The 12,974-nt window shown below is 75.8% G+C and carries 12 protein-coding genes; 4 read left to right on the top strand and 8 right to left on the bottom strand.

The window, feature by feature from the left end:
* Positions 1-115: 115 nt before the first annotated feature.
* On the bottom strand, positions 116-598 hold the full coding sequence (locus tag DOO78_RS18670; RefSeq protein ID WP_111471465.1) for a DUF721 domain-containing protein: 483 nt from the start codon (positions 596-598) through the stop codon (positions 116-118).
* Positions 599-871: 273 nt separating this feature from the next.
* Here DOO78_RS18670 and DOO78_RS18665 point away from each other — a divergent pair, with 273 nt between their 5' ends.
* Positions 872-1,960 carry an A/G-specific adenine glycosylase gene (locus tag DOO78_RS18665; protein ID WP_111471386.1) on the top strand — a complete coding sequence of 363 codons (1,089 nt, stop codon included), beginning with the start codon at positions 872-874 and terminating at the stop codon, positions 1,958-1,960.
* Here the strand turns inward: DOO78_RS18665 and DOO78_RS28455 are convergent.
* From DOO78_RS28455 to DOO78_RS18645, 4 genes are all read right to left on the bottom strand, one after another.
* Positions 1,923-2,417, bottom strand: coding sequence for a DMT family transporter (locus DOO78_RS28455; protein ID WP_279387810.1), 495 nt, complete (start codon positions 2,415-2,417; stop codon positions 1,923-1,925). The genes DOO78_RS18665 and DOO78_RS28455 overlap by 38 nt on opposite strands.
* Positions 2,418-2,567: 150 nt before the next feature.
* On the bottom strand, positions 2,568-3,785 hold the full coding sequence (locus DOO78_RS18655) for a M20/M25/M40 family metallo-hydrolase (RefSeq protein ID WP_111471384.1): 1,218 nt from the start codon (positions 3,783-3,785) through the stop codon (positions 2,568-2,570).
* A 66-nt stretch (positions 3,786-3,851) separates the two neighbouring features.
* Positions 3,852-5,180, bottom strand: a complete 1,329-nt coding sequence (locus DOO78_RS18650) for a DUF2254 domain-containing protein (RefSeq protein WP_111471383.1) — start codon at positions 5,178-5,180, stop codon at positions 3,852-3,854.
* A gap of 28 nt (positions 5,181-5,208) precedes the next feature.
* Positions 5,209-5,703, bottom strand: coding sequence for a MarR family transcriptional regulator (locus DOO78_RS18645; protein ID WP_111471382.1), 495 nt, complete (start codon positions 5,701-5,703; stop codon positions 5,209-5,211).
* A gap of 136 nt (positions 5,704-5,839) precedes the next feature.
* Between DOO78_RS18645 and DOO78_RS18640 the strand changes: the two genes are divergently transcribed.
* Positions 5,840-7,198, top strand: a complete 1,359-nt coding sequence (locus DOO78_RS18640) for an acyclic terpene utilization AtuA family protein (protein WP_243634602.1) — start codon at positions 5,840-5,842, stop codon at positions 7,196-7,198.
* 31 nt (positions 7,199-7,229) lie between these two features.
* The gene (locus tag DOO78_RS18635) at positions 7,230-7,541 is read left to right on the top strand and encodes a DUF4387 domain-containing protein (RefSeq protein ID WP_111471381.1); all 312 of its coding nucleotides are present in this window, start codon (positions 7,230-7,232) and stop codon (positions 7,539-7,541) included.
* Positions 7,542-7,672: 131 nt separating this feature from the next.
* Here the strand turns inward: DOO78_RS18635 and DOO78_RS18630 are convergent, their stop codons facing one another.
* The 3 genes from DOO78_RS18630 to kefF all read right to left on the bottom strand — a co-directional run bounded on the left by DOO78_RS18630 (position 7,673) and on the right by kefF (position 11,829).
* A complete protein-coding gene (locus DOO78_RS18630) occupies positions 7,673-9,193 on the bottom strand; it encodes an HWE histidine kinase domain-containing protein (RefSeq protein ID WP_165838973.1) in 1,521 nt (506 codons plus the stop codon).
* A gap of 153 nt (positions 9,194-9,346) precedes the next feature.
* On the bottom strand, positions 9,347-11,242 hold the full coding sequence (locus DOO78_RS18625) for a monovalent cation:proton antiporter-2 (CPA2) family protein (protein WP_111471379.1): 1,896 nt from the start codon (positions 11,240-11,242) through the stop codon (positions 9,347-9,349).
* Positions 11,243-11,244: 2 nt separating this feature from the next.
* On the bottom strand, positions 11,245-11,829 hold the full coding sequence (gene kefF / locus DOO78_RS18620) for a glutathione-regulated potassium-efflux system oxidoreductase KefF (RefSeq protein WP_111471378.1): 585 nt from the start codon (positions 11,827-11,829) through the stop codon (positions 11,245-11,247).
* A 206-nt stretch (positions 11,830-12,035) separates the two neighbouring features.
* On the opposite strand from kefF, the gene DOO78_RS18615 reads away from it, so the two are divergent.
* Complete coding sequence (locus tag DOO78_RS18615) at positions 12,036-12,587, top strand: hypothetical protein (protein WP_128080091.1); 552 nt, start codon at positions 12,036-12,038, stop codon at positions 12,585-12,587.
* Positions 12,588-12,974: the final 387 nt, after the last annotated feature.

Genomic DNA, 12,974 nt, shown 5'->3' with positions numbered 1-12,974 from the left:
GCGGCCCGCGGCCCATGCTCCAAGTCAGTGGTCGGTCGCGTGATTCCCGCGCTGCGGCGGTCCTGCCCCAGGCGATCACGCGGCGGTTCGGTCTCGACTCCGACCGCAGGCGCGGTCAGGGACGATGTCGATAAACGCCCCGGCCGAGCTTTGCCAGCGCCGCGCGCAATTCCTCGCCCGGCACCGCCGCGACGGCCTGTTCCACCGCCGCGGGCAGCGGCGCGGCGGGGGGCGCCCGGCGGGCGGCCTGGCCCGCGGCCGGCTGCTGCTGGATGAAGCGCAGCCGCTCGACCAGCACCCGGCCGAGATGCGCGTTGATGCGGGCCACGAGCTGCGGCGCCAGATGCGTCAGCTCCATCGCCACCGGCCCGACGCAGGCGATGGTCAGCGTGCCGGCGGCGAAGCGGTGCGGGGTGGTCACCGCCGCCAGCGCCGGGCCCACCGCCTCGGTCCAGTCGGCCATGAGCTGCGCCCCGGCCGGGCTGCGCTTGCGGAAGGCCGGGCGGGTCAGCGCCGGGATCAGGGCGCCGAGCGGCCGCGGCCCGTAGGGGGAGCGGGCGGCGGTGAAGGCATCGCGCCGCGCCCCGTCGCCCGGCATCCTGGCCGCCGGCGCCCCGGGCGGCGCCGGGGCGTCCTGGCCGGGCGGCTGCGCCCCCCCGGGCGCGCCCGCCTTCCGGCGATCCGCGGCGCCCTGGCCGGGCGGCTTCGCGCCTCCGGGCGTGCCCGCCTTCCGGCGATCCGCGGTGCCCTGGTCGAGCGGCTTCGCGCCTCCGGGCGTGCCCGCCCTCCGGCGATCCGCGGTGCCTTGGTCGAGCGGCTTCGCGCCTCCGGGCGTGCCCGCCCTCCGGCGATCCGCTCTATCCTGCCCCATATGCCCGCATCCCCCGCCCCCGCGGCCTCCGCCCCTTTGGCGCCCGCCGCGCCGCTGCTCGCCTGGTACGACCGCCATCGCCGCCTGCTGCCCTTCCGCGCGCCGGAGGGCGGCCGGCCCGAACCCTATCAGGTCTGGCTGTCGGAGGTGATGCTGCAGCAGACCACCGTCGCCGCCGTCGGGCCGCGCTTCGCCCGCTTCCTCGCCCGCTTCCCCGATGTCGAGGCGCTGGCCGCGGCGCCCGAGGCGGCGGTGATGGAGGAATGGGCCGGGCTCGGCTACTACGCCCGGGCTCGCAACCTGCACGCCTGCGCCCGGATCGTCGCCGCCCGCGGCGGCTTCCCGGGCGAGGCGGCGGCGCTGCGGAAGCTGCCCGGGATCGGCGCCTATACCGCCGCGGCGATCGCCGCCATCGCCTTCGACCAGCCGGTGGTGCCGGTGGATGGCAATGTCGAGCGCGTGGTGGCGCGGCTGGCGGCCGAGGCGACGCCGCTGCCGGCGGCGAAGCCGCGCCTCGTCGCCCTGGCCGAGGGCTTCATGGCGGATGCCGCGGCCCGCGCCCGGCCCGGCGACTTCGCCCAGGCGCTGTTCGATCTCGGCGCCACGCTCTGCACGCCGCGCAGCCCGGTCTGCGCCCTCTGCCCCTGGCGCGGCGCCTGCGCGGCGCAACGCCAGGGGGTGCAGGAGACGCTGCCGCGCAAGGCGCCGAAGCGGGCGCGGCCCCTGCGGCACGGGGTGCATTTCCTGCTCGCCGATGCGGCGGGGCGGGTGCTGCTGCGGCGCCGGCCGCCGCGCGGGCTGCTCGGCGGCATGCTGGAGATCCCCGGCACTCCCTGGCGGGAGGCGACCTGGGAGGCGGCGGAGGCGCTGCCCTTCGCGCCGCTGCCCGGCCTTGCCTGGCGCCGCCTGCCCGGCCTCGCCCGGCATGGCTTCACGCATTTCGAGCTGGAGATGGCGCTGCTCGCCGCCACCCTGCCGCCTGCGGCCGCGCCCGCGCCCCTCCCCGAGGGGATGGAGATGCGGCCGCTGGCCGAGGCCGAGGCCGCCCTGCCTACCGCGATGCGGAGACTGCTGGCGCTGGCGCGGTGAGGTCCGCCCGCGCCGGCCGCCGGGCGGCGAAATCGGCGAGCAGCAGGACGCCGAGGCAGACCAGGGCCAGCCCGCCGAGCTTCAGCGGCGACAGCGCCTCGCCGAACAGCAGCACGCCGAACAGCGTCGCCGAGACATAGGAGATGGCGGTGCAGGGGGCGGCGACCGACATCGGGATGCGCCGCAGCGCCACCACGTAGAACAGCGTGCCGCTGCCGTAGCAGCCGAGGCCGAGCAGCGTCTCCACCCGCAGGATCTGCGCCAGAAGGCTGGCCAGCGGCGCCCCCTCCAGCGGCGGCAGGCCCAGGGCGCCGAGTTTCAGCAGCACCTGCCCGGCCTGGGAGGCGAGGATGGCGATGCCGAGCGCGGCCCAGTCCCGGGCGGTGGGGGGCTCGGCGGCGGGCAGGCGGGCGTCGGGCGGGCGGGCGTCGGGCGGGTCCAGGCTGGCCGGGGCCAAGCGGTCTGCTCCTCTTCTACTCCTCGGGCGGGGCAGGGTGTGCCGCGCCGGGATGGCCGGAAGATGGCGGGCGCGGCCCGGCGTCGCGCCACGGCGTGCGGGGGGGCATGCCTCCGGCATGGCCCGTGGCGCCCGTGCGGGGGCTCGGTATCACTCCAGCTCGACGCCGGCCACGGCGAGGATCGTGGCGAGACTGGCCGCCATGCCGCGCAGGCTCTCGCCCGGCTCCACGTCGATCCATTCCTCGAGCGAGTGCGCCCGGCCGCCGCGGCCGCCGGAGCCGATCTTGATCGCCGGGATGCCGAGGCTCATCGGGATGTTGGCATCGGTCGAGGAATATTCGTGCCGCGGGACGAAGCCCTGCGCCGCGACGGCGGCGGTGGCGAGGCGGACGATCGGGGCGTCTGGCGGGGTCTCGCCGGCCGGGCGGTCGCCGATCGGCGTCAGGGCGAGGGTGATGCCGCCCTCGCGGGTCGAGCGGGCCGCGTTCTCGGCCGCCACGGCCGCCTGCAGGCTGTCGAGGAAGCCGGCCTCCAGCCGCGCCAGCGCCTCGGCCGAGCGGCTGCGCAGGTCGACCTCCATCCAGACCTCGTCGGGGATGGCGTTCACCGAGGTGCCGCCGCCGATCCGGCTGACGCAATGCGTGGTCTGGGACCCGGCCGGGGCGGGCAGGGCGGCGAGGGCCAGCGCCGCCCGGGCCAGGGCATAGCTCGGGTTGACCAGGCCGAAGGCGCCGAAGCTGTGGCCGCCGGGGCCGCGGAAGGCGACGCGCCAGCGCTTGCTGCCGATGCCGCCGATGACGATGCGGTCGACCTCCGGGCTGTCGACGGTGAGGAAGGCGTCCACCTGGCCGCGGTGCCGCCCCTCGGTGAAGAAATGCCGCACGCCGCGGAGGTCGCCGGCGCCCTCCTCGCCGACATCGCCGAGGAGGAGCAGGTCGGCCCGGGTGCGCAGCCCGGCGGCGTCCATGGCGCGCAGGAAGGCGAGGTTGACGGCGAGGCTGCGGGTGTCGTCCCCGACCCCGGGCGCGAAGAGGCGCGTCCCCTCCCGCCGCACCCGCACATCGGTGCCGGCCGGGAAGACGGTGTCGAGATGCGCCGCCACCACCACGGCGCGGCCGTTGCCGGTGCCGCGGCGGCGGCCCATGACGTTGCCGACCGCGTCCTGCTCGACCTCCTCCAGCCCATGTGCGCGGAGCATCCCGAGATAGGCGGCGGCGCGCGCGGCCTCGCCGAAGGGCGGGGCGGGGATCTCGGTCAGGGTGACGATGTCGGCGACGGTGCGGTCATGCTCGCGCGCCAGGGTGGCGACCGCCGCGCGGAAGCGGGGATGGGCGACGAGGCGGGCGATGGCGGCGTCGGCGGTCATGGCGGCATCCGGGTTGCGGCGCCAGATCGGGCCGCGGCCCCGGCCTCGTCAAGGCTGGGCGCGCCGTCAGGGCCGGGATGAGGGCCGGGGCCCCGGCGGCGAGGCCAGCGCCGCGCGGGCGGCGCGGTGGCGATCCGCGAGCGTCGCGCGGGCCGCCGCATCCGGCGCCGCGGCCGCACTCGCCGCCGCCTGGGCCAGCTCGACATGCCGGGCGAGCGCCGCCCGCCGCGCCGGGTCGCCCTCCACCGCGGCGACCTCGGCCAGCACCTCCAGCAGGCGGATCATCACCGGCGCCGCGCCCGCGCCGTCCTGCCGCAGCGGGTGGAACATGGCGTCCAGCAGCCCGGGATAGTCGGTGCTGCGGCGCCAGAGCCGGGGCGTCCCGTCATGCCGGATGCAGCCGGAGGGCAGGGTGTGGTCCACCAGCTCGCAGAGCGCCGCGCCCAGCCGGTCGAGGACGGCGATGGCGGTGAAGGGGTCGTTGGTGCTCGGCGAGAGGGCCCGCAGCCCGATCTCGACGAGCTGCCGCACCACGAATTCCAGGTCCTGCTCGGCGCTCTGGCGGTTGCCGATGGCAAGGGCCTGGTCGAGCGCCGCCTGCGCCTCCTCCCGCGCCGCCGGCGGGGCGACATGCCCGACCGTGCTGCCCGGGAAGATGAAATCGCCCGCCCTGAGGCGCAGGTGCAGCACCGCGTCCCGCGCGGCCGCCCATTCGGCCAGCGCCGCGTCGTCGAGGACGCGGAGATAGCCGCCCGCCGGCGCCAGCAGCGGCGCCGCTTCCGCCGGCGGCGGCGGCGCCTCGTCCGGCGGGCGGTCCTCCCCCGCCGCGCGGCGCGGCAGGCGCGCCAGGGCCCGCGAGAGATCGCCCTGCACCAGCGCCACGACATGGTCGACATTGATCGAGGTGGCGACGTGATGCAGGAACCAGATCAGCACCCCGATGCAGAGGAAGGCGAGCAGCAGGGCGCCGGAGATGGCGAGCTGCGGCACGAAGGCGCCCTCCGCCACGTCCCGCACCGAGCGCAGCACGACCAGGGCATAGGCGAAGGTGGCGAGCAGCGCCCCGAGCGCATACTGGTTGCCGGCATTGCGGGTGAAGTTGCGCAGCAGCCGCGGGCCCATCTGGTTGGAGGCGAGGGTGAGCGCCGCGACGGTGATGGAGAAGACGGTGCCGGCCACGCCGATCGTCGCCGCCGCCACCGTGCCGAGCATGTCGCGCGCCCCGGCCGCGCCGCCGGTATAGACCAGGCCCGCCATCCAGTCGGGCAGCGGCGCCCCCTCGGCCCGCACCAGCAGCCCGGCGAGCAGCGCGGCGGCGAGCGTCATGGCCGCCGGCCGCACCCAGAAGGCGTCGCGCAGATCGGCCCAGGCCTGGCGCAGCCGGGCGATCGTCATCCGGCCTGCCGCCCAACGCCGGCGGGCATCAGGCGGTCCGGCTGGCCGGCAGGGCCTCGGGCGGCGGCGGCGGGCTGGCGATGGCGAGGCCCTGGGCCACCTGCTCCAGCACCCGCAGGCAGGCGGCGAGGTCCGCCTCCGGGATGCCGGCCAGGATCTCCGCCCGCACCCCGGTCGCCGCCGCCTCGATGCGGTGGATCAGCGGCCGCGCCTCGGCGGTCAGGTGCAGGGTCTTGGCGCGGCGGTCATGCGGCGCCTCGCGGCGCTCGACCAGCCCCTCGCCCTCCAGCCAGTCGAGGGTGCGGACCAGGGTGGGGCCCTCGATCAGCAGCCGGCCGGCGAGGTCCTTCTGGGTCATGCCCTCGCCGTCGCGGGAGATCGCCAGCAGCGCCAGCCAGCGCGCCTCGGTGAGCCCGTACTCGGCGATCCTCTGGTCGAGCCGCGCGCGCCATCGCCGCGCGATCTGCGCAATGAGGATGCCCAGCCGCCACTGGGCGTGGGCGAGAGAGGACCCGTCCCGCATCGGGCGAGTCTAGAGGGCGAGGGAATAATGAGGAAGCTAGGAAATGAAGGGGCTATCGCTCGCCCCTGGGGCGACGCATCCTGGCCCGCCGGCCCCGGCGGCAGACCGGGGGGCGGGAGGGGAAGGAGACGCGGCGATGCGCGAAACCCGCATGGTCTCGGTCAGCGGCATCCTCGGCTACGGCTATCCCGAGGCGGCGCTGCAGGCGGCGCTGGCGCGCGGCGTCGACATGCTCGGCTGCGACGGCGGCAGCAGCGATCCCGGCCCCTACTACCTCGGCAGCGGCCAGCCCTTCGTCTCGCTGCGCGCCATGAAGCGCGACCTGCGGCTGATGCTGCGCGCCGCCGTGGCGCACCGGCTGCCCATGCTGATCGGCACCTGCGGCGGCGCCGGCGGCGAGCCGCATCTGCAGCTCGTCGCGCAGATGGTCCGCGACATCGCGCGCGAGGAGGGGCTGCATTTCCCGATGGCGCTGATCCACAGCGAGCAGCCGAAGGCGCGCATCGAGGCGGGCCGGCGCGAGGGCCGCATCCGGCCGCTCGGCCGCATGCCGCCGCTGGCCGCGGCGACCATCGAGCGCGCCACCCGCATCGTCGGCCTCTGCGGGCCGGAGCCCTATATGCGGGCGCTCGACGAGGGGGCGCAGGTGGTGCTCGGCGGCCGCAGCTCCGACCCGGCGCCCTTCGCCGCGCATGCGCTGCGGGCGCAGCTTCCCCCGGCCCAGGCCTGGTATGCCGGCAAGATGCTGGAATGCGGCGCCGCGCCGGCGCTGCCGAAGGGGCCGGACTGCCTGATGGTGACGGTGCGCGAGGACGGCGTCATCTGCGAGCCGATGGGCGAGCGCGCCTGCACGCCGCTCTCGGTCGCCAACCATTCGCTGCACGAGAACGCCTCGCCGATCCGCCATGTCGAGCCGGGCGGCGTGCTCGACACCAGCGACTGCCGCTTCGAGGCGGTCTCGCCACGGGCGACGCTCGTCACCGGCATGCGCTGGCAGCCGGCCGCGACCTATACGGTGAAGCTCGAGGCGGCGGAGCGGCTCGGCCACCGCGCCGTCAGCTTCGCCGGCACGCGCGACCCGGGGCTGATCGGCCAGCTGCCCGGCTTCCTCGACCGGGTGCGGGCGCTGGTCGCCGAGAAGGCGCGGGATCTCGAGATCGGCCCCGAGGCCTGGCGCCTGACCATCCACCGCTACGGGCTGGACGGGGTGATGGGCGCGCGCGAGCCGCGGCGCGACGCCCCCGGCCACGAGATCGGCTTCCTGATCGACGTGGTCGGCGAGGATGCCGAGATCGCCGCCGCCGTCATCGCGCTCGCCCGCACCTCGATGCTGCATTGCGACTTCCCCGGTCGGCTCTGCAAGGAGGGCAACATGGCGATCCCCTTCTCGCCGAGCGACCTCATGGCCGGCGAGGTCTACCGCTTCAGCATGGCGCATGTGATCGAGACCGAGGACCCCTGCGCGCTGTTCCCGATCGAGCACGAGCGGGTGTAGCGATGCGCAGGGCCGGGCAGGGGAGGAAGGCATGGCGCTGATCCGGGACATCGCCCAGGTCTGCAAGAGCAAGAATGCCGGGCCCTTCGAGCTGACCATCGACGTGGTCTTCGCCGACGACGCGACCTTCGAGCGGGTGCGGGCGAGCGGGGTGCTCGGCCCGGCGCTCTTCGCCCGGCTCTACGGCGTCGCCGAGGCGGATGTGCTCTTCACCCCCTATCCCGCCGGCCGCGCCTTCAAGGCGACGCTGCCGCGCCTGGTGCCGGCGGGCGAGATCGGCGACACGGATGTCTACGGCGCGCAGCAGCACGCGCCGCTGCTCGAGGTCGACATCCCGCCCTGAGGGCGCGCCCCTCAGACGCCGGGCGCAACCCTCCGGCTTGCCTGGGCCGTCGCGCCGTCCGGCGCGACGCGCGGCGCCCATCCGGGCGCTCGGCCCCGCGGGCCGCAGGTCGGGACTTCGCGCACCAGGGATCAGGGCCCCAGCCGCCCGGCCGCGCCCGGCTCCGCCAGGACGCGCCCGGCGGGCAGCACCATCTCGCAGACCAGCCCGCTCTGCGGCCAGCGCAGCAGGAGCTGGCCGCCGAGCTGGTCCATCACCGTGCCCCGCATGACGCGCGAGCCGAAGCGCAGGCGCGACGGCGGGCCGGCGAGCGGCGGGCCGCCGGTCTCCACCCAGAGCAGCCGCACCCCGGTGCGGCCCGGCTCCAGCGCCCAGCCGACGGCGATGCGCCCGCCCGGGACCGAGAGCGCGCCATGCTTGACCGCATTGGTCGTCAGCTCATGCAGCGCCATGGAGAGGGGCTGCGCCGCCTGCGGCAGCAGCAGCACCGGCGGCCCGTCGAGGCCCGCCCGCGGCGGCGGCACCGCCTCGACCGGGCCGAGGAAGGCGCGCAGCTCGCCGGCGACCAGGTCGCGCAGCTCCACCCCGGCCCAGCGCTTCTCGGTCAGCAGCGTGTGCGCCCGGGCCAGCGCCGCGACCCGGCCCTCGACGGCGACGGCGTAGCTGCGGGGATCCGCCGCCGGGGTCAGGCGCAGCGCCGCCAGCACGACGGCGAGCGCGTTCTTGGCGCGATGGTCGAGCTCCCGCGTCATGAAGAGCTGCCGCTCATCCGCCCGGCGCCGCTCCGTCACGTCGCGCAGCAGGCCGGAAAGGCGCCAGGCGGCGGGATCGTCCTGCGCGCCGAATTGCGTCTCGGCCTGCACCTGCGCCCAGAGGGTGGCGCCGTCGCGGGTGGTCACCCGGAACTCCTCCAGCAGGCTGCCCCCCTCGGCGGCGAGCCGGGAGGCCACCATCTCGAGCCGCGGCCGCTCCTCCGGATGCGCGCTCACCGCCTCGCCGCGCAGCGTGAGCGGCACCGTCTCGCTCAGGCCGAGCAGCCGCCGCAGCGCGCCGAGCGGGGCATGCGTGGGGCTGCTGCCGGAGGTCGCCTCGAAGGCCACCACCCCGGCCGCCTCCTGCGCCTGGCGCAGCCTCGCCTCCGCCTCGGCCGCCTCCTGCGCCCGGCGCGCCTGCAGCCGCAGCTCCATCGCATCCGTCGTCAGCGCGGCCAGCGCCAGCAGCCGCCGCCGCTCCGGCTCGGAGAGGCCGGCCGGCCGTGGCCGCGCATCGGCGATGCAGAGCGTGCCGAAGGCCGGGCCGCCCGGCGGGCGCAGCGGCACGCCGGCGAGGAAGCGGATCGCCGGCAGGCCCTCGCCCGGCGCCTCGCCGGCGAAGCGCGGGTCCCGCGCGGCATCGGGCACGACCAGCACCTGGCCCGGCGCCGCCGCGAGCGCCAGGCCCGAGACCACCGCCGGCCAGGGCATGGCCTCGCCGCGCAGCCCGACGCGGGCGACCGGCCATTGCCGCTCGGCCTCCAGCACGGCGATCACCGCGATCCCGGCATCCAGCACATCGGCGGCCAGGGCCGCCAGGCGATGCAACTCCCCCTCCTCCGCTCCGGGCAGGCGATGGCGATGCAGAACGGCCAGGCGCTCGGCGGGGGCCTCGGTCATGCGTGGCTCGATCTCGTCGTTTCGTGTCAATCCCGCAGCGGGGAAGGCCTTCATGCCGGGCATCCCTGGTGGCGCACTCACCTTGCAAAATCAGGCAGGGCGCAAAACCATTCAAGGGCATGAAAGATCAGCGGCATGGCGATCCGTCCCAGTTCAACCCGAAGTCGCCGCATCCTGCCCGCCCGCCTGCTGCCGCGCCTCCTCCCGCAGGGCGGTGGCGTCCCAGCCCTCGTCCGGCGCCGCCTGGCCACGCGCCCGGTCGCGCTCCAGCACCTCGAGGAGGCGCTGCGAGGCCTCGCGCACCGCCAGGCCGTAGCGCCGGGCATCGTCGCGCACCGGCGCCAGGCGCTCCATCGCCCGCCTGTCGTGGCGGCGGAAGAGCCGGCCGGCCCGCTCGGCCTCATAGGCCGGCATGCCGAGGCAGCGCAGCGCCTCGACGCCGGTCTCGAGCGCGGCGGCGAAGGTCTCGCGCACCACCAGATGCGCGCCCGCCTCCATGAGCGCATAGGCATGGCCGCGGTCGAAGGCCCGCGCCAGCACCCGCGCCCGGGGGAAATGCCGCCGCGCCGTGTCGAGGATGGCATCCGTCGCCTCGCGCGCATCGGTCGCCACCACGATCACCGCCGCCTCCGCCGCGCCCGCCGCCTGCAGCAGGTCGAGCCGCGTGGCATCGCCGTAGAAGACGCGGAAGCCGAAGCGGCGGAGCTGCTCGATCGTGTCCATGTCGTGGTCGAGCACCGTCACCGGATGGCCATGCGCCAGCAGCAGCCGCCCGACGATCTGGCCGAAGCGGCCGAAGCCGGCGATGACCACGCTGCCCTGCGGCTCGATCGCATCCGGCTCGGGCGGCAGGTCGCGCGCCGCCAGCCGGTCGGCGAGCCGGCCATAGGCCAGCATCAGCAGCGGCGTCACCGGCATGGAGAGGGCGACCACCGCGACCAGCAGGCCCGCCTCCGCCTCGGGCAGCACGCCGTTCTGCACCGCGAAGGCCAGCAGCACGAAGGCGAACTCGCCGCCCTGGGCGAGCAGCAGCGTCACCAGCAGCACCTCCGGCCGCGGCCGACGCGCGGCGAGGCCCAGGCCGGCCAGCACCGCCGCCTTGGCGAGCACCAGCAGCAGCACCAGCCCGGCGACGGCGAACGGCGCCGCGGCGACCTGGGCGAAGTCGATGCCGGCGCCGACCGAGAGGAAGAACAGGCCGAGCAGCAGCCCCTTGAAGGGCTCGATATCGCCCTCCAGCTCGTGCTGGAACTCGCTGTCCGCCAGCACCACCCCGGCGAGGAAGGCGCCGAGCGCCGGGGAGAGCCCGACCGCCTGCATCAGCAGCGCGATGCCGATCACCAGCAGCAGGGCGGAGGCGGTGAAGATCTCGCGCAGCCGCGTCTCGGCGATCAGGCGGAAGGCCGGCCGGGTCAGCAGCCGGCCGCCGCCGACGACGAAGGCGACGGCGCCGAGCACGGCGAGCGCCTGGCCCCAGCCCGGCAGGCCGCTGATCCAGGCCGCGTCGTGCGGCGCCGCGCCCGCGGTCGCCGGCAGCGTGGCAAGCAGCGGCAGCACGGTCAGGATCGGGATCACCGCGACGTCCTGGAAGAGCAGCACGGCGAAGGCGGTCTCCCCGCCCGCCGTGCGCAGCAGCCCGCGCTCGGCGAGGATCTGCAGCGCGATCGCGGTCGAGGACATGGCGAGGATGAGGCCGGCGGCCAGCGCCACGCGCCACTCCGCGCCGAGGGCGAGGCCGAGTCCGGCGATGGCGAGCGTCGTCAGCCCCACCTGCAGCCCGCCGGCGCCGAGCACCGGCCCGCGCAGCGCCCAGAGCCGGGCGGGCTGCAGCTCGAGCCCGACGAGGAAGAGCATCATCACCACGCCGAACTCGGCGAAATGCAGCGCCGCGGCGGCGTCGCCGGCCAGCCGCAGGCCGAAGGGCCCGATGAGGACGCCGGCGAGCAGGTAGCCGAGGACCGCGCCGAGGCCGAGCCGCCTGGCGATCGGCACCGCCAGCACGGCGGCGCAGAGATAGACGAAAGCCTGGGCGAGCAAGCCGCCGTCCACGCTCAGGCCCTCCCCGCCGCGGCCGCCGGGGGCGCCGGCCGTGGCGCCGCCGGCGCCTCCCGCAGCTCCCGCAGCAGCGCCTGGTAGGCACCGGCCTGCCGGGCCAGCGCCGCGGCATCGAGCAGATGCGTGCCATGCACGATGAAGGGCGGCAGCCAGCGCATGCGGCAGAGATGCGCCGTCGCCTCGAAGGGCCGCAGGAAATCGGCGAGGCTGTGGCGGTTCAGCCCGGCCGGCCCATAGGCCGTCTCCGTGCCGCCCGCGGTGACGGCCGAGAGCAGCGCCTTCCCGGCCAGGGCGGTGCCGGCATGGCCATAGGCGAAGCCGTGCTCGAGGACGAGGTCGAGCCATTCCTTCAGGATGGCGGGGCAGGAATACCAGTAGATCGGGTGTTGCAGGACGATGACGTCGTGCTCGCGCAGCAGCGCCTGCTCGCGGTCCACGTCGATCAGGAAGTCGGGATAGGTCTCGTAGAGGTCGTGCAGGGTCGCGCCCTCCACCTCGCCCGCGGCGCGGCGCAGCGCCGCATTGGCGCGGGAGCGGCGATGCGCCGGATGGGCGAGCAGGACGAGGATGCGCCGGGGCATGGGGGGACCTTGCGGGAGCCGCCGAGCCTTGGCGGCGGCGGCGGGGCGGGTCAAGCGGGGCCGTCGGCAGGCGGTCCGGCCGGAACGATATGGCGCCGCCCGCCGCGGGCTGCCAGATTGCCGCCTGGCGCTGCCGGGATCGCGGTGGGCCGCAACGAGGAGGAGAGCCCATGCCGATCCTGCGCCCATCCTTGGCCCTTGCCCCCTTGGCCCTTGCCGTCCTCGCCCTGCCGGTCCCGGCCGGGCCGGCGGCGGCGCAGCGGCCGCCTGCGCCGGCCGCCGTCTCCCGCTCCGCCGAGGCGGTCTCGGTGATCGAGGCGGTCGACCAGCGCGAACGGTCGGTCATCCTCCGCAGCGAGGACGGCACGCTCACCACGCTCTTCCTCGGCCAGCGCGTGCGCAACCTGCCGCAGGTCAAGGCCGGCGACCGGGTGGTGACGCGGGTGACGCAATCCGTGGCGGTGGCGCTGACCCCGCCCGATGCGCCGGGCCTGCCGCCCGTGGCGGGCGAGGGCGCGGCCGTCGCGCCGCCCGGGGCGCTGCCGGGCGCCACCTATGTGCGCAGCCTGCGCCTGCCGGTCACGGTGAACGCGGTCGACCGGCGCAACAACGCGGTCACCGTCACCGGGCCGCAGGGCCAGACCCAGACCGTGTCGCTGCGCGACCAGAAGATGCGCGACTTCGCCCGCCGGCTGCGGCCCGGCGACCGGGTGCAGGTGACCATCGTCGAGGGCATCAGCATCGAGGTCGTGCCCTGACGCGAAGCGGCGCCTCGGGCCGGCGAGGGGATCCCATGGGGTCCCCGCAAAGCCGCGAAGCGGGTTTGCGGGGAACGTCCTAAAGCGTGATCGCTTGAGGTGGACCCACCGAAGGCGTGGATCACGCGACCAAACGATGGCCTGGACCATGATCCGCGAAGCCGTGTGAGCGGATCACGGTCTGGAGCAGATCCCGATCAGCTGGACTCGCCTGATCGGGTGAAGATGCTCTGACAACACTAGTCCAGGGCGCTTCCCCTGAACCGGTGTCCAGGGGAAGCGCCCTAGAGCGTGTTACGGACCGAGTTGATCCCAAATATATGGGATGTGTACTGAGCTGCGGCGATATTGCTATCCGACCGACACGAGCGAGGAGGAATGGGCGTT

It is taken from the genome of Roseicella frigidaeris, from assembly GCF_003258945.1.
Classification (GTDB): Bacteria; Pseudomonadota; Alphaproteobacteria; order Acetobacterales; family Acetobacteraceae; genus Paracraurococcus; species Paracraurococcus frigidaeris.
The sequence above is the reverse complement of the archived record's forward strand: the minus strand, read 5'-3'. Positions and strand labels throughout refer to the sequence as shown.